Origin of the sequence: Clostridium sp. CS001 (assembly GCF_020443565.1) — a bacterium.
In the GTDB taxonomy this organism is placed as follows: Bacteria; Bacillota; Clostridia; order Clostridiales; family Clostridiaceae; genus Clostridium_AD.
This window is the reverse complement of the sequence record NZ_JAIZZN010000030.1, coordinates 27,000-49,658: the sequence shown is the minus strand read 5'-3', so window position 1 is coordinate 49,658 and position 22,659 is coordinate 27,000. Positions and strand designations below refer to the sequence as shown.

The window sequence follows — 22,659 nt, the reverse complement described above, 5'->3', positions numbered from 1 at the left end:
CGAAAATTTCTTTTCTTTGCCATTTTTCTTTCTCTATTAGTTTAAAATTCATAATGTTATTCTCCTTTGAAATTACTACTTATTCAATTTTTAATTCGTACTTTACTACAATTGCGTACTTTACATCTTTTCATACAACTTACCCCTCAAAATTTCTAACTGTTCTTTCAATCTATTGTTCTGCTCTTCAAGTTCTTTAATCTTTTTATCTTTTGCCATTATAACTATGTCTTTCGATTTAGCACTTTTATCATATTTGGCTCTTTTGTTCATAGTTTTACTTATTTGTTTGTCTCTAAGTTCTTCAATCCTTTTCCTAATATCTTCATTATTATAAAGAAATGTCTTAGATACACCACCAAGCTGAGAAACACTATTAAAATTAATTTTCTGTTCAGTCAAAGAAAGCTCCCTAATGGCTTTATCAACCTTTTCTAAAGTTAACTGTGTTTTCTTTTTTGCATATTCTTTAAGTCCTTTAGTGTGGTCAGCCATTATAAATCCTCCCTTGATTTGCCGTTCTTATGAACTAATTTATGTTCCTTAACTTTTTCTAATGTCTTTTCAAGTAACTCTAAATAACCTTTATTCTTTTCAGCCCAAAGTTCCCTACCACATCTATTACTTATTTCTATTTGAGCCTCAACCTTTGCTATTTCTTCCTCATATTCAGGAACATTCTCTGTAGTAGTACAGAAACTTGCACAAGTTAAACAATGGTTCATTTGTTGTTTACAAGGTAGCTTAGAAGCCTTAAAACACACTCCAAAAGGAACTCTTACAGCATCTAAATTCTTTTTGACATACTCATACCTAACAAGGTTTTCTCCTGCATCAGTTGATGTATCTATTCTTTTAAGTTCATTGGTTTTATTATCAACTTTAAACAACTCTAAATCCTCAGTATACTTCCATTTTTCATAGAGAACATTCTCGCTAACTGTTGCATAATGAACAGTCATTTGCAAACTCTGATGTCCTAAAATTTGCTGTATAACACTAATTCCCATACCTTGTTCTACATATTCTTTAGCTCTTGTATGCCTTAATGAGTGTAGTTTGAAATGGTATAACTCTCCATTTATATCTCTAATATCTTTTTGAGCTATTAGTCTTTTAATAGTATTAAGTAAAGAGTGCTTTGCTAATGGTTTTCCTTTTAGCTTACCTTCATAAGTATTAAACAAATACTTCTTAGGATTATTACTATCTATACTTAATGCTTTAGCCTTATCAATAGCCTTTTGAACCACCTCAGCAACTTTATCCCTTATAGGAATTTTAAGTTGTGCTATACCTGTTTTAGTTATTTCACCACAAAGATAATTGTTATAACTTTGTTCTTTGCTATTCCATACTTTTTCCAAACAATTATGATATCTAAGATTTAATATATCTGTCCCACGCCATCCTGTTTCTCTAAGAAGAATATAAATAGGTATAAACTGAGGTCTATCCAAGCCCATAATATTATTATCTAATTGCCTTAGTATAGGTTCTGGAATAAACTTAATTTTGTTCATTGTATCTTTACTTAATTCTCTTTTGGGAATATCATCTTGAAACATTAAAAATGATACCTCTTTCTTGGGTACTTTTTCATATTGAGCCATTTGAATATACTCTAAGAAATTTCTTATATAAGATACAAACTTACATTTATAGGTTGAGTTTTTATCTTTATGGTCATTATTTAACCAATATAAGTAATTTTCTATATCTTTTCTTGATAATTCTTCTATAAACCCATCAGTATATCCATTTAAATAGAATTTTTCAAAGAAATAATTTAGGCTATTTAGGATTTGAAAGCAATGATTCCAGCTCTTTTTTGTTATTATAGTTTTAAAATATGTTTTTACAGTATCCCTATAGTAAATAGGCACTTTAGTAAAATTAATTGAAATATTGTTGGGATGATTACTACCACTTGCAGGAATTTTAGCACCTTTGATATTCTTTGAATACCATATATCTTTTTCAATTTCTTCTCTGTTATCGTAGAAATCTTTAATGAAAGTCACTACGTAAGACACGTTGTTCATTTCATAAGAATTGATATTTCCTCTTTCTGTGATTTTAAATCCATTACTCAATAAGTAATTATTAAATTTAACTTTAAACTTGTCATAAGCAATTGTTTTAAAACTCTTATCCTTTACATAAAACTTATTCATAAAGTTTCCAAAATGCCCTAATGTATTAGCCAAAGATGTAATATAAGAGTTTTTAAATATGCCTTCTTTGAAGCTATAAACAAAATAAAACTTTAATTCATTCTTTAAAAATTCATTGTTGATGTTAGAAAAATCTACGTTCCTCCTACCTCTTACAACCTTACCTATAAAAAACTCCTCTGTTAAATCCCATCTATCATTTTCTAACCAATATCCATTATCCTGTTTCAGATACTCTATAATTTCATCATATTTACTTTGATGGTTAGACTGTGGTTGGTGCACTTTAAGCATCTACATGTCCTCCTTGTTGTAAATATTTAAGTTCAAATTAGGCTGAGTCTTGTTAAACTCTGCCGTTATTTCCTCGTCAGAAGGGTGTATATAGGTATTTAAAGTAGTATAAATATTTTTGTGACCAGCTCTTATTCTAAGTAACTCAGGTTGCCATCCTGCGATTCTAAGTATAGTCAAAGAACTATGTCTAAACATATGTGGTGTAACATATATTTCTGTTTTCTTTTTCAATGTTCTAACCAAATTATCAACATCAATATAGTTCATAGGTTTATACTTGTTGTTACCACTTAGTTTTATAAATATATGGTTAGTTTTAACTTCTTCTGTATGATATTCAGCTATATATTCCATAAACATATCAGCAAGGTTTTGAGATACATCAATTCTTCTTGGACTTGCTACAGTTTTAATTTCAGCATTATTCTCAAGCTCACCTCTGTCTTGAAGGTCTATGACCATATCACTTATATCAAAATCTTCAATCCATAATGATAGAGCTTCTCCTATTCTCATTCCTGTTTCATATAGTAATGTTAATAGAAATTTATCTCTAAGGTTATTACAAGCTATTATAAGCTTTGTAACATCTTCTTTGGACAATGTTTTAGGCTTAGATTTTGGAACCTTAAGTCTTAATATATTACTTGTAATCCTCTTCTGTTCGTGAGCTATTCCATATAGGAAACCTTTAAAGTTTCTACTTGGGGTAGATACAAACTTTTTTAATCTATCTGAAATGTTATTGCTGTATTCCTCATGTCTTAAAATATAGTCATAAAAAGCTAAAACTGTATTTACTATAGCGTTTATTGTTCTTGGACTTCGCACTTCATCTACCTGGTCTTTAGGTATAACTTTTAGACTTTTATAAGGATTCTGTAACCAATTTACAAATAAAGCTAAATCATCAATTGTTACTTTTTGAAAGTCTAATTCTCTTTGTTGTAGATATTCAAAGTATAGCTTTAGATGCTGACAATACATTCTTAAAGTATTTCTTGCGTAATTTGTATTATCCTTAAACCTAATGAACTTTAATATTGATTCTATAGGTAATCCATCATCATTTGCTACAAAGTATCTTTCTTTTCCTTCTTCCGTTCTTACTTTTACTACTTCCATATTCTATATACACCCCTATAGTTTTGATTATATTCGATACATAGAGTTTACTATAAACACTATGATTTAGTAAACTATATATCTAATAATCATCGTTTCTTTTCTATATAAGAATGTAACATAGAATACTATAACTACCATCTAATTATCTACACTATATTTCATTATAATTAGATTTTGTATTTATGTAGTGATAAATACAAAGCAAGTATAACATTTTAAGACATTAAGAACAAGGTGCAGCGAATAAGGAGCAATGCGAAATATGATCTCAAGTTAAAAGTTTTTTCTTAGATTATGCTTTAACGAAAATATGTATTTCTGGAATGCTCTCACTGCGCCAAGTAATTCTAAAATTTATTTTATTTACAGCTGCTAAAAAATTCAAACTCGCTATGGCTCAAACATGAATTTTTCTTTACGCATCTGTAAATAAAATAAATTAAGAATTGCTAGGGATTGTTCGAATGCATTCTAAGAAATACATATTTTTGTTATCATAATCTAAGAAAAAACATCTAAGGTTTAAATAAATATTATTTTGTACGGATTGGAAGAATCTCAAACGGACAATGATCTGTGTAATGCATTCAATAAATAACTTTTTGACTATAATTGAGTCGTAAGGAATGAAAAAACTGAGTTGAAGTTAATGAAAAACATTAAAAAGGATGGTCTTTTAGGACTTAATGCTCCTAAAACAGTATTACGGGAAGCCTTTTCAGCAGGAATTATAAAAGATGATGAATTATGGCTAGCGATGTTAAATGACAGGAATTCAACTTCTCACATTTATAGTGAACAATTGGCTATAGAAATATGTGATAGCACTAAGATAATATATCCAAATCACCACATAGCATTTAGAAAGTAACGTGGAGAAAATAAAGAATTTAACAAAGTTTCAGAAGGAAAGTCTCTCATTTAGTAAAGTGGGAGACTTTCCTTCTAAAATACTTGAACAATAAGGAACTCAAAGACTAAAAAGTAAAATAATAATTTATTTAAATAAAACTATATTAATTTTACACAATTAGGCCCATTATAAAATACAATATGGTAACTTTAAATGAATAATTAACATGATATATGTATACGATATATATACAATGTGTTTACAAAGGTAACTTTTTATTATATAATGTATATAATGTAATGAAAGGAGTGGTACTATGGCTCTAAAAACAGTTAATATTCGTATTGATGAAGAATTAAAGAAACAAGCTGAAATCCTTTTTTCAGATTTTGGTATGAACATGACAACCGCATTTACCATTTTTGCAAAAGCAGTTGTAAGAGAACGGAAAATACCTTTTGAAATTACTGCAAGTGAACCATTTTATAGTGAAACTAATATGGAACACTTAAAAAAATCTATCAATCAACTTAATCAAAAAAAAGGTATAATGCACGATATTGTTGAGGTAGAAAATGAAGAAAGTATGGTCTGATGAGGCCTGGAGTGATTATATTGAGTGGCAGTCACAGGATAAGAGGACATTAAAGAAAATAAATCAACTTATCAAAGATATAGATTGCAACGGATATACTGGGATTGGAAAACCCGAACCATTAAAATATGAGTTACAGGGTTTTTGGAGTAGAAGAATTGATGGTGAAAACCGTTTGGTATATCGCATTGAAGATGAACAAATTGAAATAGCTCAATGTAAGACACATTATGAAAAATAAGAATTTTTAGCAATTCAAAGAAGACTAGGTTAGATAATATATGCCGGGTCTTCTTTTTTTAAAACGTTAATTTAATAGTAGAAGTTCCTTTAAAGGGTGTAGTGGAACCACAAATATTATTTGCAACAATTCTTGCCAATAACCACTGATGTCCCTAAGATATCAATTCCTACAATGATGCTAATTATTGATATTAAATGTATTTAAACCAAAAGTCGTTTCAACAACACCATCTAAAACTTCATAAATTGATTTGCCTATTTTTTCACTAAAATAGTCTCTTAAGCCTAATTGAGTTTTCCACTTTAGTAAAGTGAAATCATTTATACCATATCTCATAACTACATCTATTAATCTTTTTTCTAACAAGCATATACCATCTGGCAAAGCTAGTGCATCGCATAACTGAATAAGTTTATCATAATCATTATAAGTTGTTTCTTTTAGATATTTCTTAATAAAAGTTAGTTCTGATTCAGTACAATCAACTTTGCCAGCATAGCATTTAATCTCTGGTAATATAAAGGAATGAGTTAAGGCTATGCGGGCAGCGTCCTCATAGCCTTTATTTAACAATCGGTAAACTCCTTTTTATATTATGGTTCAAATATCCCCATTGATTTTCTTTTGTCTTTCATCATACCTTTCAAGTCCACACATAAATATTGTTGATACAATAGCAATCATACCTAAAACTAACCAGGCAGATTCTATGCTAATATATCCTAAAGCTTTACCCATGGTTATTGGTCCTAAAGTATAGCCCATGCCAAAGATAATGGGAAGAATTGCATTCATCCTGCCTCTATGAGACATAGGTGTATGATTTGCAATAAAAGGAGTAACGCTAATTGCCAAAATGATTTCGCCTAGGGTAAATATAAAAACAGATACAAAGAAGAAAGGTAATGTGTTAAGTACGCCTAGCATACCAAAGCCAAAGGCATATAGTAGGCCACCATAGATCATTTTTCTAATGTGTTTTGCATTTCTAGATGCTCTTGTTACCAAAGGAGTGAAAATCATAACTACAAGTCCATTAAAGCCAGCCATTAAACCATAATATTTAGCTCCTTGGCTTAAGAAGTTTTGATTTGAATGTATTGGCATCATGAAGGACCACTGTGAATAAACAAAGTTGTATCCAAAAGTACATAGTGCAAAATATATGAGAATAGGTCTCTTTAATAATACTGAGATTATTGAACCTTCTTCTCTGGTTTCTAAATTTCTATTTTTTTCTTTAACATCTTGTTTTGTAAGATGTATAGTCTCCTTAATAAAAAAGGCTATTAAACCAAGAGATAAAAGTGCTGTAAGTGCATCACCTATGAATATAAGGGGCATATGATTTTCATAAAGAAGGCCACCAAGAATAGGACCTATGGCAAAACCAATATTCCATCCCATATAACATAATGCATAAGAGCCATCTCTATTTTCTGGTGTTGTCAAATCTGCAATAAGTGCATCGTGAGCAGGACTAGCTATAACCATACTGGTGGATGCAAGCATCAATACATAAATCATATTTATTGATGGGTCCATAAATCCGCAAACAATATATAACATGGCAGATAAGAAATCAAATATGATGATAACAGTTTTCCTACCAATAAAGTCCGTTAGTTTACCACCAATTATGGAAGCTGGAATAAATAATAGTCCTGATACACTAATGTACATTCCAGAGATTTCTTTAGATAATCCAATCTTTTCTGTAAGGATAAGGGTAAGTAAGGGCATGACAAAGCATCCCATAGCATTTATAATTTTTGAAATAAAAATTATGTATATTTCTTTTGGTAATCCTTTATAAGGATCAAGCAGTGTTAATATTTTTTTCATTTTTTTAGCCTCTTTTTTTTAGATTTACAGTTTTGTAGCTAGTTGTGACAATGTTTCTGCAGATGTATTTAATTCTTTTACAGCTTGCACAATTTGCAACAAAGACATTTCTTGTTTTTCTGATGAATTCATAGAAATTTCAATGTTATTTTCTACTCTTTTTACTGAGTCTTTTATACTGCCGAGTATTTCGTTTATTTGTGTTATAGAGGTTGTACTTGATACGGATAATTTTCTTATTTCCGCTGCAACAACAGAAAAACCTCTTCCTAGCTCACCCGCTCTTGAGGCTTCGATAGCTGCATTTAATCCAAGAAGGTTTGTTTGCCTTGATACATTATTTATAAAAGATATGATTGTATCTGTATTATCGCATTGACTTGAGGTAACGGCTACCTCCTCAACTACCTTATTATTTGTTTCTTTAATATTTTTAATATCTCCATCAATTTCATTTGCTATTTTTAATATAGATTCTGTTACCTTTGATAAATCCATAGACATTTTAGATATCTTAACGCTAGTTTCTAAGTTTCGCCCATAGGATACAGCCCCAACTATATTTCCATTGTTATCTTTTATAGGAACGGCAACTACTCTAATACTTATGCCACCATTGTAAGCGTCAACATTAAACATTTTAATTTTTCCAGTTTCCATTACCTCTCTTAGAGCTTCATCCTTTGCTATTACAGCGCCTACCTTTGAGTATGCAGTCATGTTCTTACTTTCAACGAATTTAATGTACTTCTCTCTATCCGTTAATGTAAAGGAAATTTCATCCTCAAAAAACAATGGTAGCTGATCAATAATATCCTCAAAACTTTTTATGATGCTATGTGTATCGTTTTCATTTGTATTACCTATCATTGTAAATCCCCCTAAAAATAATGTTTTACTATTTTCTTCTATTCTACATCAAATCGGATATTCCTTCATAAAAAGTAAAAGATTATGAAGTATATATAAAAATCCTGCTATTAATAAGTTTTAGAAAAATAAATGTTTTTAATAATTTTGTATGATATTATTAACTTGAAAATAAATTTGGTGGTGATTAACATGATAGATATGCTTGAAGAGATATTTAGTAATAGGGATTCTAAGGCAATTGGAGAATTTAAAAGAAGTGCAGTTATGATATTATTTGCGGAGGATAAAGGTGAACTATCCATAGTTTTTGAAGTTCGTGCGCATAAATTAAGAAGTCAGCCAGGTGATGTTTGCCTTCCGGGTGGAAAGGTAGAGCTAGATGAGAGTCCGAGAGAAGCTTCTATAAGAGAAACCATGGAAGAATTAAATTTAAAAAGAGATCAAATTGAAATGATAGGAGATATGGATTACTATATAAGTCCTTATGGGAACATAATGTATGCTTTTGTTGGTAAGTTAAATTACGGAGAAATAAATCACAATGAGGATGAGGTAAATAGTGTATTTACAGTTCCATTAAAGTTCTTTTTGGAAAACGAACCGCTACTTTATAAAATGGAGATTGGACCTGTAAATCAAGAAGGATTTCCTTTTCACTTAATCTATGGAGGCAAAGACTATGCCTTTAGAAAAGGGTATTTAGATGAATATTTCTATGAGTATAATAACTATGTAATATGGGGTTTTACAGCTCAGATTATTAAAAGTTTTGTTGAAGTTTTAAAAAATAATAAAGTTTAAACTATTAGTTTAGATGTAGTTCAAAATAAAACTTCAACTTTTTTAAAAGTGAAGTTTTATTTTGTAACATGGTTACTTACTTCCTACAACCTTATTTTGCTTAAGGAATAAAGAAACACTTACTGCCATTAGGGCTAAATATGCAAAAACATATATAATTGAAACTAATCCTGATTTAAAGAAAAACTTTAGATAAATAAAAATGATTACAGAGATAACAGACCAAAACAGAGAATTATAAGCCATTTTATTATTTCGTGTTCTCCAATGATCGGGATCCTTCATGGTCCCAATAATCTTATCTCTTCTTTTACTATTATCACCTGTATTAGTTACTAGAAATATGTAATATAAGAAAAAACCAAACTCTATTATAGATATTGCAAGAAATATATAGGACAAAGAGATACTAGTTATATTCAAAAAAATCCCTCCTTTTATGATTAATATACCCTAAAAGCTAAAACATATGTTTACACCAAGTACAAAACATAAAAAAAGAGAGCATAAATTATAAAAATTTACTCCCTCATCAAATATCACTATTCTTTTTTATCAGGATCCAAGCTTTCATAGTAATCATTTCCCCAATTACACATAATATCTAGTATTGGCATTACACTTTTGCCTTGTTTCGTTAAGGAGTATTCTACTTTAGGAGGAACCTCTGCATATACCTTCCTGTTAACCATTTCATAGGCTTCTAGTTCTCTAAGTTGTTGAGTTAGCATTTTCTGTGTAATTGCACCCATAGACCGTTTTAATTCACTAAACCTTAAAACATCGTTCTTGGCTAATCTCCAAAGAATAATTGGTTTCCACTTTCCGCCTATAATATCTAGTGTTAATTCTATAGCACAGCTATACTCTTTATTATTTATTTTCATAATTTTATCGCTCATATTACCTCCTGGGATTTTCCGTAAATTTAGCAACTAAGATACCTAGTAACTATGATACATAGTTACTATGATACATAGTTACTAATAAGTTAGTACTTGATTAAAGGACCTTTAGTATGTACAATTATAACATTGATATACTTTATATACAATGTATGATATTTGCAAATTCTCTTGTTTATTTAGTTGGGAAATCATAGGTTGTAGTAAGTATACTCCAATTAATTTTATAGCAGTAATTGAGATTATCTAACATAATTAATACTTAATGTGGAATATTAAATAGGGGGAAGAAAATGAAGGAAATTCATGAATGGCATAATGAGACTATAGGAACAAGGGTAGTAGAGACTTTCAAAAAAAATATGTTTTCATCGGTTTATTTTAAAACAGCAGAGGAAGCTTCAGAATTTATAATGAGTAATGTACACCCAGGGGACAAAGTAGGTTTTGGTGGCTCCATGACTATAAAAAAGCTTGGGATACAAGAAAAAGTAAAATCTTTAGGTGCAGTTGTACTAGATCATGGAGATCCAAGTTTATCTCCTGAGGAAAAAATGGAAACTATGAGGGGCGAGCTACTTAGTGATGTTTTTGTGTGTAGTTCTAATGCTGTAACTTTAGAGGGTGAACTTGTTAACATTGATGGAGTAGGTAATAGAGTAGCAGCTATGACCTTTGGACCTAAAAAAGTAATTGTAGTGGTTGGGGTTAATAAAATTTGCAAAGATGAAGCATCAGCTTTTCAAAGACTAGAACAAATTGCTGCGCCAAAGAATTGCAAAAGACTAAGCATGCCGAATCCTTGCACACAAATTGGAACTTGTGTTGATTGCAAATTAGAAACTAGAGCTTGTAGGGTTTATTCGGTAATAAAAAGAAAACCTATGAGAACGGATATTACTATTGTTGTAATTGGCGAAGAGTTGGGTTTTTAAGTAATATAAAAATCATTGGTAATTAGTTTCATTTTGAGGAGATTCCTTAAATTACAAGGTTAGATACTTAAAAAACAGTAGACTATTATGCATAAAAGCAATATACTAATGTTATATAAACAATTTAATAAACTACGTAATTATAAGAGGGAATGTGGTTTAATTCCACAGCAGCCCCCGTTACTGTAATCATGGACGACAGGTATAATACCACTTAACGCATGGAAAGGCGTTAGGGAAGGGTACCTTTAGGAGGAAGTGAAAGCCAGGATATCTTTTATAATTATAATGAATACAATATCTTCGGAGGGAAGGTAGAGGTTATATTTTATGGACCTTTACCGAACTTTTTAGTTCGGTTTTTTTAATTATATAGGAAACAGTTTATGAAAGTACATGTGGATAACATTTATACGCTATAGGTTGTCACTTTTGCCACTTGCCACGTGGGTGGCACTACTTTCTTATAGGAGGAACTATGATTAATGAAAACAGTAAAATTCATGTTGTAACAGCGGCTTTACTTGGGCTGAGTTTACTTATCATAACATTTTTGTGTCAGAACCCAATTATCCTGATGATAATTTTTAGCTTTTGTGTGTTTACAATGATTTATAGCGGGAATTTAAAAAAACTCAAAATGGGCCTTAAATATTTTATCCCATTTTCTATTTTGGCTATAGTAGTTAATATGATTTTTGTGTCACAGGGAAATATTGTTCTTTTCTATCTATTCGGAGAAAAGTTCACATTAGAAGCTTTAATTTATGGTGTGATATTATCTTTAAAGCTTTTAGTGGTAATATATTTGTTTGCCATAACTTCAATAATTATAGACTCTGATATGGCATCTTCATATTTTTCTTCTAAAATACCAAAGTCGACATTAACCATTATGATTAGCCTAAAAATTTTCCCCAATATGAAAAATAGGATTACAAACCTAAAGGAAATATATAGTATACGTGGTGTGGATTTTGAAAGCAAAAAACTTATAGAAAAGATTAAAAGTAATGTACCTGTACTATCTGTTTTATTAGAGGATTCTTTAGAAGGTGCTTTTGACATAGGTGAGGCGGCTTATGTTAGGGGGTTTTTAAGTGGAGACCGAAGCGTTTATGATAAGCCTAAAATTGAAAAGAAGGACTATTTATTAATTATGGCAAGTATAGCTACATTGTTTTTTTATTTAATAATAAAGACGAGTGGTGTAGATGATTTTGATATATATATGAAAATTAGTTTGTCACAGCTTTTTAATTACTGGGTTTTAGGAGTTCTAATATTTATTGTTATAATAGAGACTATGTTAATTGGGGTATTAGAGCACAAAAGGTAAATGATAAAAAATAATATTCTAGGGAGAAAAATAAATGCCATATATAGAGATTAAAGAATTAACTTATCACTATCCTAAAGAACTAAAACCAGTAATTAAGGATATAAACATGAAATTAAATAAAGGAGAAATTTTATTTGTTGTAGGAGAATCGGGTTCAGGTAAATCCACTTTGGCTAAGTGCATTTCGGGAGCTGTTCCAAACTTTTATGGTGGCACAATACAGGGAAGTGTAAGTATAGATGGTGAAGATATAATAGAAATGAAACATAATAAAAGAGCAACTGAAGTAACTATGGTTTTCCAAGACCCAGAAAGTCAGCTAATCATGAACAAAGTGCACAGAGAGATTGCTTTTGGACTTGAAAACGTAGGTGTTGAAAGCTCAGAAATAAAGAGAAGAATTTGGGAAGCTATGCAGTTTTCTAATATATTAGATATAGCTAATAGAGAAATTAACACTTTATCTGGTGGGCAAAAACAAAGAGTGGCAATAACTTCTGCCATTGCATATTTACCAAACTGTATTATTTTAGATGAGCCTACCTCTCAGCTAGACCCATCTTCTGCTGAAGATGTTATTTCACTTATAAAGAAAATAAACGAGGAACTAGGAATTACCATCATTATTATTGAGCAAAGAATAGATAAATGGTTTGATATTGCAGATAAAGTTTTAGTATTATCTAGAGGAGAAATAGCCTTTTTCGGAAATAAACAAGAACTTTATAACGAAGGAGAAGAGAAGTTATTGGATTTCCTCCCAAACTATTTAAAGATATCTAAAGCTTTAAATATTGTTAATATGCCATGTAGTTTGAGAGAAGCAAGAAGAACTATTGAAGCATTTAACTATAAATATGAAACCAATATTATTAAACAAGATTTATCTGATGGGGAAGAAATTATTAAAATTGATAACTTGAGTTGTAAGTATGAAGACAATTTAGTCATTAAAGGTTTAAGTACTAGTATAAGACAAGGTGAGTTTATTAGTATTATGGGGGCTAATGGTGCTGGCAAAAGTACTTTTTTAAAATCTCTTATGGGCTTAATTGACTATAGTGGCAGCAGTAAAGTACTAAGGGATTCATTAGTAGAGGGTAATAGTAAAAAACTATCAAAGAACCTTATTAAAAGTTTTAGTAGTGAGTACAGTGAGATTAGAAAGCTTAAAATTAAGGATGTAGCTAGAATTATAGGCTATGTATCACAAAATCCTAATGATTACATATCAAAAGAAACAGTTTATTCGGAATTAAAATTTACCTTAGATAATTATAATATTAAGGATTATCAGGTTATAGAAGAGACTTTGAAAGCTTTAGATTTGTATAAATTAAAGGATAAAAACCCTCGAGATCTTAGTGGTGGGGAGATTCAGAGAGTTGCCATAGCATCAATTTTGGTTCTAAGGCCAAAGATTTTGCTTTTAGATGAGCCAACTAGAGGCCTTGATTTAAAAGTAAAAACAATGCTTGGAGAAATCCTGTTAGAATTAAACAAGAATGGAACTACAGTGATACTGGTGACTCATGATGTGGAGTTTGCATCAGAGTTTTGCAATAGATTTTTATTAATGTTTAATGGTGAGATAGTAGGGGATGGAAATCGCGAACAAGTGCTTGGTCGAGGGATATATTATACTACAAATATTAATAAGATTTTTAGAAATATAAACAGCAGCATATTTACTTTAAAAGACTTCTTTCAGGTAGAAAAGAATAAGTTAACTTTGGGAAAACAAATCTAGTAACATAAGACAAACTTAAGCAAGAAAAAATAAACTTAGTTTGAAGGTGAAATAGTGAAAAAAGTTACTATGTATCTAACATTTTTAATTCCACTATTATTGGTAGTGCTAGGGATAAGATACAATAATTATATTAATATGTCTTTAAGTGTGACCTTAGCAGTGTTTTTAATAATTTTTTTAAGCTATTTCTATTTTGAAAAAAGCTCTATGGGTACTAAAGAAATAGCAGTTATAGCAACTTTAAGTGTATTTGCAGCAGTTAGCAGAATACCCTTTGCAGCCATATTAAACGTTCAGCCTACCACGTTTTTAGTTGCATTATCTGGACTTGTATTTGGAGTTTACGAGGGATTCTTGGTTGGAAGTACAGCAGCATTTATTTCAAACATTTTTCTTGGTCAAGGGCCATATACTCCTTGGCAGATGCTAGCCTGGGGTATTGTGGGGGCAATTTCAGGATTAATAGGTAAAAGAGGTAAAAAGCTTTCTGTAGAAAAGTTTGCAATTATATGTTTTCTATATGGATTTCTTTTTGATTGGATAATGAACTTATGGTCAGTACTTGTGATTGTAGATCCAATTAGCTTTAAAGGTGTGTTAACCGTCTATCTTACTAGTATTACTGCAGATGTAATGCATGCAGTGGGAAATTTTATTTTTGCCATGATTTTTTATGAAAGCTTCTACAAAGTACTAACTAGATTTAAAAGTAGATTAGAAATTACGTATATTAAAGACATTAAAAAATAATATGTAAAAAATATTAAAATATATATTTAAAAATTCGAGGAGGAAAGATCATGATAAAATCCATAAAAAACAAGGGTTATACAATGGCCTTAGTACTAATTTTTCTTATAGGGCAGATATTTACAGGAACTAGCACAATGGTAAAGGCAGCAGAAAATAATTTTGAAGTTGCAGTGCAAGTACAAAGCTTCGATAAAGTGATTACAGTAGGAACATCAAGTAAAGCAAATGCTTTCGAGGCCTTAAAAGATGTTTTAGATAAGAATAGTATATCTATGGTTGCAACGGATGGACAATATGGAAAATTTATTTCAGAAGTTAATGGAGTAAAGTCTGGTAAGTTTGGCGGATATGATGGATGGTCATATGCAATTAGTAGAAATAATAATTATGAAGATATTAACACAGGCATTGATGGTGCCACATTACAAAATGGGGATAAGCTTATTTTCTATTATGGTGACATGGGAACGTTAAACTCAAATAAAATTGAGTATTCAACAAAGGAAGCAAATAAGGAATTAACTATAAGTTTAAATAATACATACAAAGACTGGACAACAGGAGCGCAAGTTATACAACCTATCAATGGAATAAAGGCTAAAATTGATGGAGTAGACGTGGTTGTTGTAGAAAATAAGATTACTCTTAAAGCAGGACTAAAAGAGGGAGCTCATATTCTTACGTTAAGTGATTTTAAAGTAGATGGGTCTCCAAAAGTAGTTTATGATGAAATAAAATTCACTATAGGTGCAGATGAAAATCCAGCTGAAAATAATAATGGAAGTAATGGAAGTAATGGAAGTAATGGAAGTGAAAATGTAGATAACACTAAAATACCAAAAGAAATAACAGATGCAATTAATAGCTCAGTATCAGTTATAAAGTCAAAGGGACTTAATGCTTGGTCTGTAATGAGTTTAAACAAGTTAGGTGAAAAGGTAGACACTACTTTTTTAAATGAAAGCATAGAGGATATTAAGGCTAATGGAGTGAAAGATATAAGCAATACAGATATGGAAAAATTGATTATGGGACTTACGGCGGCAGGATATACACCTTATAATTTCCAGGGACATAATTTAGTTTCAGAATTGCTTAATAGAGATATAAGCACATTTTTAATTAATGACGCAGTGTTTGGAATCTTTACTTATAATTATGCCAATATAAAAGAGGATTATAAAGTAACAAAAGATAAGTTGGCTAATATTATATTAGAATCCAAGTTAACTTACGAGCAAGATGGAAATAAGTTAGTAGGATGGACATACTATGGAGATAAAATTGATCCGGATATGACAGGAGCAGCTATAAATGCTCTTTCAGAATTTTATAATACAAAACCAGAGGTTAAAACTTCAATAGATGCTGCAGTTGAAACTTTGTCTAAATTGCAAAATGAAAGTGGATATAGTGTTAGTCAATATGGAGTCGCTAGTGAAACAACAGCTTTTGTTATATTAGGACTTACATCTCTTGGAATAAACCCAGAGGGAGAAGTATTTACTAAAACTAAAGGTGATTTGGTATCAGCACTATTATCCTTTAAGTCTAAGGATGGCGGATTTAAACACTTAGTAGAGGATTTAACATTAAATTATACTTCCACAGAACAGTCACTAAGGACACTAATAGCTATAAAAGAATATAAAACATCAGGGAAATACAATTTTTATTCCAGTAATATTAACTCAAAGAACTTACCAGTTTTCGCTTTGAAAGATACTACAACTACTGATAACGGTAAAGCTGCAGTGGATTTAGGCACTGATAAGTTACCTCAGACAGGATCTTTTGCTGATACAAATGTAATTGTGATGGTAGGGCTATTATTTATGGCAGTTGGAACTTTGTATTTAAGAAAGCTTAAAATTGAAAAATAACAAATTATTTACTAAGTATTAATTAAATATTAGTGTATCAATAGAAAAGAGGTTATTAAGTGAAAAAGAAGATATTGCTTATGGTTGTAGTTATATTTGTAAGCATAGGGTTATTAAGTATTTCTAAAGTTGTTCAAGATAAGTATATTAATAAAGATAATGTAGTAGCGAAGCAAAAGGAGTTAGTCCAAAAACCAACAGAAGTTGCTCAAAAACAAGATATAATAGTAGAAGGAAATGCTGAGATTCCTAAAACTACTAAGACTCCTACAACAGGGGTTGAAAGCACACCAGTAACTGATAAGGAAAAGGTAGTAGAGGTAAAAAAAGATGCGAAAACTACAGTGGAAAAGGTTCCCACTCCAGAGAGTGTAACTCCTGTAAAAGAGGTGCCTAAGCCACCAGTTGTAAAGGTACCTGAAGCTAAAAAAGAGCCTAATTTTATAGTTAAGGATGATATAACTGATAAAACTATTTTATCTATATATGTAAATACCCAGGGTAAAACAGTAGGTCAGATTACACTTAGTGAGCTAGATAATAAGGGTATAAATTATAGGGCAACAGGAAGAGGAGAGGCAGTCTATTTTACAATGATTGATAGCCTTAAAGCTAGAGATGCAGGGCCTTTAAGTGGATGGTGTTATTATGTAAATGGAGTTAAGTCAAGTGTAAGTTGCGGGGCTTATAAACTAAATCCAGGCGATGTGGTTGAGTGGAAATACTTAAAGGATGGCGTTAATAATTAAGATTGTAATTGTATGTTTATATATAAAATTTTAAAAAACACTTCAATTTGTTACTAAAATGTCTTATAATGTTATCATGGGTAATATTGTTACTCTAGTAGCACATTATGGGAGTGAGGTGGTATAAGATGTCACAGTGTCCTTTTCTAACAACTATAGAAGAAGAAGTAGAATGTTTTAAGGAGTGTGCATTATATAAATGGGTAGATAATGAGGATAAATGTCCATTTGTTGAATTAAAGAACTTTAAACCTTTCACTATTAAAGATATTTCTAATTATGATTTATTTAATGAGGACAAAACCTCCCCATTAAGAATGCTATACAAAGAGAATTATTCGTAGAGGTTCTTATATGGTTGTGTATTATATGTAATAATAGGATATAATCTAAGTGCACTGAAATGTATAAACAGCATAGATCTTGTTATTTATTTTGGTGTGATTGTAATAATACATATCAAGGAAGTGAATTTAAATGGAAAGAACCTTAGTTTTAATTAAACCAGATGGAGTTAAAAGAGAACTTATTGGGAAAATTATTAGTCATTATGAGGAGAAATCACTTGAGATTGTTGCACTTAAAATGATTACAGCTACAAATGACATTGCTAAAAAACACTACGCTGAACATGAAGGAAAGGAATTCTTTAAGGAATTAATAAGTTATGTTACTGAAGGTAAAATCTGTGCAATGATTTTAATGGGTGAAAAGGCCATTGATGTAGTACGTAAAATCAATGGAGATAAGGACCCAACGAAAGCTGAACTTGGTAGTATAAGAGGACAATATGCACTAGATAGAACTCGTAATTTAGTCCATGCCTCTGATAATGTTGAAAGTGCACATCGTGAAATTATGATTTGGTTTCCAGAACTTTCACAAGAGGATAATAACGCGGTAAATTTATTTATAAAAACTGATGGTCCATTAATAAATGTATAATTGAAATTAGAAGAGCTAACCAAAATTTTGGTTAGCTCTTCTAAATTTAGCATTTTTAAATAAGAATTAATTATCTAGTATATTTGCTTATGACTAATGTGAACCACAATTCCCAGAGCAACCACTACAAGATTTTTTTTCGGAACTTGAACAATGTGACTTATTGCCTTCTGGTAATATTGTTTTAATCCAAAATCTAGAATCACTATAAGCTATTGTTAGTTCTTTAATCTTACTTAAAAGAGTTTCATCATATAATACGTTTAAATCGCCAATATTACTTTTAATGTCTCCTGTTTTAAAGTTGTCTAAATAAATATCAACTTTTGCAGTTTTACAACAACCGCTTACATACAAAAGCCTTACACTATCATAAGTGTTATTAAGTTTAAGCATTTTTATAAGCTCATCATGAGCAATATTTGAAAGTTTGATTTTTAAAGGTTGTTCCATAATTCCTCCTAACATTCATCAGAGAGAAATAACAATTAGCTACTTGCTATTCTGCAAAGATTTCAGAATAATGATTTAGTAATCCTTGCTTTAGGTTCCATAGATTAGAAGAAAGATCTACATAATATGCATGAGGATTTTCAAGTCTTAAAACCTCTGGCCACAATTTAGACACTTCACGTTTAGAATACGCTTTAATTTCCATAACTGTGGGAGACTCATAAATTGGCTCACCATTTTCAAATATTTTAACCATAAGCTCTTTTGCATAGTAATTTTTAAGCTTTTTCTTTTTCCAAGTATAAACTGGATTAAATATTTCAAGAGGTTTACTCTCATCAATTACCTCATCGTGTAAGGAAATCAAATCCACAATTGCCTTATGTGATGTTTTATCAAAAATCCTATATAACTTTTTAAAAGCAGGATTTGTGATTTTTTCTTCATTTTCACTGATTTTAATTTTTGGTACTATTTCTCCATCTGTTTCAACAGCAACGAGTTTATAAACACCACCAAACACAGGCTCAGATCTTGCAGTAATAAGTCTTTCACCTACACCAAAGCTATCAACTTGTGCTCCATTTTCCAAAACTCCTCTTATTATGTATTCATCTAAGGAATTGGAAATTGTGATTTTAACATCTTCATAGCCAGCTTCATCTAGCATTATTCTAACTTTTTTTGTGAGGTATGTAATATCACCACTATCTATTCGGACTCCCTTAGGTCTTTTTCCCATAGGTTTAAGTACCTCATCAAACACCCTTATAGCATTTGGAACGCCAGAACGCAGAACGTTATATGTATCTATAAGTAGCATACAGTTATCAGGATAAGTTTTGGCCCAAGCTTTAAAGGAATCGTATTCTGTATCGAAAAGTTGTATCCAGCTGTGAGCCATGGTACCTGAAGCTGGAATGCCAAACATCTCTTCAGCTATGGTGCAGGCAGTTCCAATACAACCACCAATAACAGCAGCACGAGCACCATATACAGCACCATCATAGCCTTGAGCACGTCTAGATCCAAATTCCATTACAGGTCTACCTTTAGCTGCTCTACATATTCTACTTGCTTTAGTAGCTATTAAAGTTTGATGATTTATAGTTAGTAAAGTCATTGTTTCAATAAATTGAGCCTGCATAACAGGTCCTTTGACTATAACTAAGGGTTCTCCAGGAAAAACAGGATTACCTTCTGGTATTGCCCACACATCACATGAAAATTTAAAATTTGTTAAGTAATCCATAAATTCTTCTGAGAAAATCCCTTTGCTTCTTAAGTATTGTACATCATCATTTGTAAATTTTAAATTTGAAAGATATTCAATTAATTGTTGTACACCAGCCATTATACAATATCCGCCACCGTCAGGTATTCGTCTAAAAAACATATCAAAGTAAGCAACTTTATCCTGAACATTATTATCAAGATAACCATTTGCCATAGTTAATTCATAAAAATCTACAAGCATAGTAAGGTTTCTTTCATTACGTACGTTAAAATCTTTTGTCTGCTCCATAATTTTTCCCCTTTGAAATTTAATTATATTGTTTAATAGAATTATAACATAATTACAGTTTAATGGTTACATAGGATTATTTCAATAGAATTTTGGGTATAAAGATAATATATGAGCAATTTAGGGCAAAATAGTGATAAACTATAGTATATAATTAGTTTTATAAACATAATACCAGAACAATTTTAAAAGATGGATGAAAGCGGAGATAAAATACAAGATGAATAATAAAGTAGTAAAAAGTAGTAGGATAAATTCAAAATTAAGCAAAGAACAAAAGGATGCAGTTTTTTCAGAAAGAAGAAATTTATTGGTTACAGCAGGACCGGGATCAGGTAAGACCGTAGTTATTGTTAACAGGATAGTTCATTTAATAAATGAGCTAAATTTTAGCCCAAGTAATATTATTGTAATTACTTTTACAAAAGCTGCTGCTATTAATATGAAAAACAGATATATTGCTATAAATGGAAGGGCAAACGTTCCATTCTTTGGTACATTCCATAGTTTGTTTTATAAGATTCTGAAAAATTATTATGGAGAGATAAATATAATTGATACACTTGATGTTTATAAACTTATAAAGAATGTGTTAATGTCTTATCTAGATGAAGTAAGTGATGAAAAAGTAAAGGAAGTCATAAATAACATTTCTGTATTTAAAACAAGTGGTGCAACAATTGAGAAGTTCTCTCCAAGTATCGATAAAGGTATATTTTTGGCAGCTTATAATATTTATGAGCAGTACAGAAAGGAAAAGAACTTATTTGATTTTGATGATCTTCAAATAGGTTGTAGGGATTTATTTATAAAAGATTACAAAATGCTTATGGGGTATAGAGATTTATTTAAGCATATTTTAGTTGATGAATTCCAGGATTGTGATGCCATGCAAGTAGAGATACTAAGGCTATTAAATGAGGAAAATTCTATTTTCGCAGTGGGAGACGAGGACCAATGCATTTATGGTTTTAGAGGGTCAAAGCCTGAATGCATGGTTGAGTTTTCAGAGCATTTTAAGGGCGGGGATAAGTTACCATTATCCACGAATTATAGATGTCCAAAGAATATAGTGGAGATATCCATGAATGTTATAAAGAACAACACCATGAGAAATGAAAAACATATAACAGCTTTTAAAGAGCAAGATGGCGGTATTGCAATACTTAATAATGTAAATGAAAACTCTCAAGCAGAGGAAATTAGTTGCATAATACTAAATCGTATGGAAACCTTTGATAAAAATTATAGAGATAATGCCATATTGTATAGAACAAACGTAGAATGTAGAAGTTTAATAGATGTTTTTATTAGAAAAAAGATACCTTTTAGGCTTTTAGATAAAGAATATGATTTCTTTCAACATTTTATTTGCAAAGATATAATCGCATATTTAAGGCTAAGCATTGATAAAAGTGATAAAGATAGCTTCCTTAAAATAATTAATAAACCCTTTAGATATATAAGCAAAGTGAATTTAGATAATTTAAGGCGAAATTCTGTAAAGGAAGACTGCTTTGAAATGGTAAAGGAAATTGAAGGGGTACCTGTGTTTCAAATGAAAATGCTAGATAAATTAAAAAAAGATATTCATGCTTTAAATAAGATTTCATTGAAAAGTGCAATAGATAATATAGTTTTAAGCATAGGCTACCATGACTATATTAAGGAATATTGTAGTAAGTTTAAGATTGACCTAGGTGAGATGGAGGATGTTATTGACGAGTTTAGACAAGCGATAGAAGGATATAACTCTATAATAGCGTTTCTAGCCCATGTGGAGCAGGTTAAGGAAGAGATTAGTAAACATAAGAAAAACACAGATGAGGATGCAGTAATACTCAGTACGATCCATGGGGTAAAGGGAATGGAGTTTAAAAATGTATACCTTATTAATTGTAACGAGGAAAATATACCTCATGTAAATAGCATAGATAAAAACCTAGAAGAAGAAAGACGATTATTTTATGTAGGAATTACAAGAGCTGTTGATAATGTGTGGCTATGCATTTCTAAAAATGTGAAAGGAAAGGTTAAAGAAACCTCACGATTTATTAAGGAGTGCAATGTTATAGGTGGTTACCAAACGGACTTACCTTTTAAAGAAGGGGATACGGTTATCCATAAAAGCTTTGGCAAGGGAAAAGTTATTTCTATTACAAGTAAAGATTTGGATTTAAGCTTTGAGGGTGGAATTACAAGGAAATTTGATACTAATGTATTATACAACAATTCTTTAATATCAAAAGTGTAATGCTTAATTTTGTTAAATAATTTGTTTTCTAGTGAGTTTATAATATAAGGAGGGATTTATTGTGACACTTCCAAAAGGTAAAAACTCTGTTAATACGTCTATAGAAAAGGCTAAAGCTGTTAAGGCAACTTCAAAGGATAAGCCTACTGAATCTATTGCTAGAAAAGGAAATCTTAAAATGAAGAAAAAAGGAAAACATAAATAGTAGTTTCGTTGAATGTTTCCATGTAATGTTATATAATTACACTAAGCTCATATTCTGTGAATATGAGCTTAGTGTACATAAAAACAAACATCATCTTTGGCTTAGTACTTATTTATGGGCCGAATAATTTTCTGAGAAGAGGTA

Annotated in this window: 24 protein-coding genes and 1 riboswitch; of the genes, 14 read left to right on the top strand and 10 right to left on the bottom strand. The window is 30.6% G+C overall.

Going from position 1 to position 22,659, the window contains the following annotated elements:
• Positions 1-120: 120 nt before the first annotated feature.
• Genes LGK97_RS16400 through LGK97_RS16390 form a run of 3 tightly spaced genes read right to left on the bottom strand, consistent with a single transcriptional unit; the run spans position 121 to position 3,599 of the window.
• Entirely contained in the window at positions 121-495 is a 375-nt protein-coding gene (locus LGK97_RS16400) for a DUF6262 family protein (protein WP_226260828.1), read from the bottom strand.
• Complete coding sequence (locus LGK97_RS16395; RefSeq protein ID WP_226260827.1) at positions 495-2,471, bottom strand: tyrosine-type recombinase/integrase; 1,977 nt, start codon at positions 2,469-2,471, stop codon at positions 495-497. Before LGK97_RS16395 ends, LGK97_RS16400 begins: the two co-directional genes overlap by 1 nt.
• The gene (locus LGK97_RS16390) at positions 2,472-3,599 is read right to left on the bottom strand and encodes a tyrosine-type recombinase/integrase (RefSeq protein WP_226260826.1); all 1,128 of its coding nucleotides are present in this window, start codon (positions 3,597-3,599) and stop codon (positions 2,472-2,474) included. It abuts the gene before it with no gap.
• A 652-nt stretch (positions 3,600-4,251) separates the two neighbouring features.
• On the opposite strand from LGK97_RS16390, the gene LGK97_RS16385 reads away from it, so the two are divergent.
• From LGK97_RS16385 to LGK97_RS16375, 3 genes are all read left to right on the top strand, one after another.
• A complete protein-coding gene (locus LGK97_RS16385) occupies positions 4,252-4,473 on the top strand; it encodes an HI0074 family nucleotidyltransferase substrate-binding subunit (protein ID WP_226260825.1) in 222 nt (73 codons plus the stop codon).
• Positions 4,474-4,771: 298 nt separating this feature from the next.
• Positions 4,772-5,050 (top strand): type II toxin-antitoxin system RelB/DinJ family antitoxin, encoded by a 279-nt coding sequence (locus tag LGK97_RS16380; protein WP_226260824.1) that lies wholly within the window; start codon positions 4,772-4,774, stop codon positions 5,048-5,050.
• Positions 5,031-5,291 carry a Txe/YoeB family addiction module toxin gene (locus LGK97_RS16375; protein ID WP_226260823.1) on the top strand — a complete coding sequence of 87 codons (261 nt, stop codon included), beginning with the start codon at positions 5,031-5,033 and terminating at the stop codon, positions 5,289-5,291. Before LGK97_RS16380 ends, LGK97_RS16375 begins: the two co-directional genes overlap by 20 nt.
• A 180-nt stretch (positions 5,292-5,471) precedes the next feature.
• On the opposite strand, the gene LGK97_RS16370 is transcribed toward LGK97_RS16375, so the two are convergent.
• From LGK97_RS16370 to LGK97_RS19975, 3 genes are read right to left on the bottom strand one after another with little or no spacing between them, the layout of a single operon-like run.
• On the bottom strand, positions 5,472-5,867 hold the full coding sequence (locus LGK97_RS16370) for a hypothetical protein (RefSeq protein ID WP_226260822.1): 396 nt from the start codon (positions 5,865-5,867) through the stop codon (positions 5,472-5,474).
• Positions 5,868-5,894: 27 nt separating this feature from the next.
• Positions 5,895-7,139 (bottom strand): MFS transporter, encoded by a 1,245-nt coding sequence (locus tag LGK97_RS16365; protein ID WP_226260821.1) that lies wholly within the window; start codon positions 7,137-7,139, stop codon positions 5,895-5,897.
• Between the two features lie 24 nt (positions 7,140-7,163).
• Positions 7,164-8,009: a methyl-accepting chemotaxis protein gene (locus tag LGK97_RS19975; RefSeq protein WP_319001580.1), complete on the bottom strand. Its 846-nt coding sequence runs from the start codon at positions 8,007-8,009 to the stop codon at positions 7,164-7,166.
• A 192-nt stretch (positions 8,010-8,201) separates the two neighbouring features.
• Here LGK97_RS19975 and LGK97_RS16355 point away from each other — a divergent pair, with 192 nt between their 5' ends.
• A complete protein-coding gene (locus LGK97_RS16355) occupies positions 8,202-8,813 on the top strand; it encodes an NUDIX hydrolase (RefSeq protein ID WP_226260820.1) in 612 nt (203 codons plus the stop codon).
• A gap of 72 nt (positions 8,814-8,885) precedes the next feature.
• On the opposite strand, the gene LGK97_RS16350 is transcribed toward LGK97_RS16355, so the two are convergent.
• Together LGK97_RS16350 and LGK97_RS16345 are read right to left on the bottom strand one after the other, a co-directional pair.
• The gene (locus LGK97_RS16350; RefSeq protein WP_226260819.1) at positions 8,886-9,236 is read right to left on the bottom strand and encodes a hypothetical protein; all 351 of its coding nucleotides are present in this window, start codon (positions 9,234-9,236) and stop codon (positions 8,886-8,888) included.
• 119 nt (positions 9,237-9,355) lie between these two features.
• Entirely contained in the window at positions 9,356-9,715 is a 360-nt protein-coding gene (locus LGK97_RS16345; protein WP_264175065.1) for a winged helix-turn-helix transcriptional regulator, read from the bottom strand.
• A gap of 296 nt (positions 9,716-10,011) precedes the next feature.
• Here LGK97_RS16345 and LGK97_RS16340 point away from each other — a divergent pair, with 296 nt between their 5' ends.
• From LGK97_RS16340 to ndk, 8 genes are all read left to right on the top strand, one after another.
• The gene (locus LGK97_RS16340; RefSeq protein WP_226260818.1) at positions 10,012-10,653 is read left to right on the top strand and encodes a lactate utilization protein; all 642 of its coding nucleotides are present in this window, start codon (positions 10,012-10,014) and stop codon (positions 10,651-10,653) included.
• Positions 10,654-10,752: 99 nt separating this feature from the next.
• A riboswitch (cobalamin riboswitch) is annotated at positions 10,753-10,950 on the top strand.
• A 181-nt stretch (positions 10,951-11,131) separates the two neighbouring features.
• The gene (locus tag LGK97_RS16335) at positions 11,132-11,992 is read left to right on the top strand and encodes an energy-coupling factor transporter transmembrane component T (protein ID WP_226260817.1); all 861 of its coding nucleotides are present in this window, start codon (positions 11,132-11,134) and stop codon (positions 11,990-11,992) included.
• A gap of 34 nt (positions 11,993-12,026) precedes the next feature.
• Positions 12,027-13,745 (top strand): ABC transporter ATP-binding protein, encoded by a 1,719-nt coding sequence (locus LGK97_RS16330; RefSeq protein WP_226260816.1) that lies wholly within the window; start codon positions 12,027-12,029, stop codon positions 13,743-13,745.
• Between the two features lie 54 nt (positions 13,746-13,799).
• A complete protein-coding gene (locus LGK97_RS16325; RefSeq protein ID WP_226260815.1) occupies positions 13,800-14,498 on the top strand; it encodes an ECF transporter S component in 699 nt (232 codons plus the stop codon).
• 50 nt (positions 14,499-14,548) lie between these two features.
• Positions 14,549-16,384: a DUF4430 domain-containing protein gene (locus LGK97_RS16320; protein WP_226260814.1), complete on the top strand. Its 1,836-nt coding sequence runs from the start codon at positions 14,549-14,551 to the stop codon at positions 16,382-16,384.
• Positions 16,385-16,443: 59 nt separating this feature from the next.
• A complete protein-coding gene (locus tag LGK97_RS16315; protein ID WP_226260813.1) occupies positions 16,444-17,133 on the top strand; it encodes a DUF4430 domain-containing protein in 690 nt (229 codons plus the stop codon).
• 128 nt (positions 17,134-17,261) lie between these two features.
• Positions 17,262-17,477 carry a hypothetical protein gene (locus tag LGK97_RS16310; RefSeq protein ID WP_226260812.1) on the top strand — a complete coding sequence of 72 codons (216 nt, stop codon included), beginning with the start codon at positions 17,262-17,264 and terminating at the stop codon, positions 17,475-17,477.
• Between the two features lie 133 nt (positions 17,478-17,610).
• Positions 17,611-18,078: a nucleoside-diphosphate kinase gene (ndk, locus tag LGK97_RS16305; RefSeq protein ID WP_226260811.1), complete on the top strand. Its 468-nt coding sequence runs from the start codon at positions 17,611-17,613 to the stop codon at positions 18,076-18,078.
• A gap of 93 nt (positions 18,079-18,171) precedes the next feature.
• Here the strand turns inward: ndk and LGK97_RS16300 are convergent, their stop codons facing one another.
• Both LGK97_RS16300 and LGK97_RS16295 read right to left on the bottom strand, forming a co-directional pair.
• A complete protein-coding gene (locus LGK97_RS16300) occupies positions 18,172-18,531 on the bottom strand; it encodes a hypothetical protein (protein WP_226260810.1) in 360 nt (119 codons plus the stop codon).
• Positions 18,532-18,577: 46 nt separating this feature from the next.
• On the bottom strand, positions 18,578-20,056 hold the full coding sequence (locus LGK97_RS16295) for a nicotinate phosphoribosyltransferase (RefSeq protein ID WP_226260809.1): 1,479 nt from the start codon (positions 20,054-20,056) through the stop codon (positions 18,578-18,580).
• A gap of 220 nt (positions 20,057-20,276) precedes the next feature.
• On the opposite strand from LGK97_RS16295, the gene LGK97_RS16290 reads away from it, so the two are divergent.
• A complete protein-coding gene (locus LGK97_RS16290; RefSeq protein WP_226260808.1) occupies positions 20,277-22,310 on the top strand; it encodes an ATP-dependent helicase in 2,034 nt (677 codons plus the stop codon).
• A 61-nt stretch (positions 22,311-22,371) separates the two neighbouring features.
• The gene (locus LGK97_RS16285; protein WP_226260807.1) at positions 22,372-22,515 is read left to right on the top strand and encodes a hypothetical protein; all 144 of its coding nucleotides are present in this window, start codon (positions 22,372-22,374) and stop codon (positions 22,513-22,515) included.
• Positions 22,516-22,659: the final 144 nt, after the last annotated feature.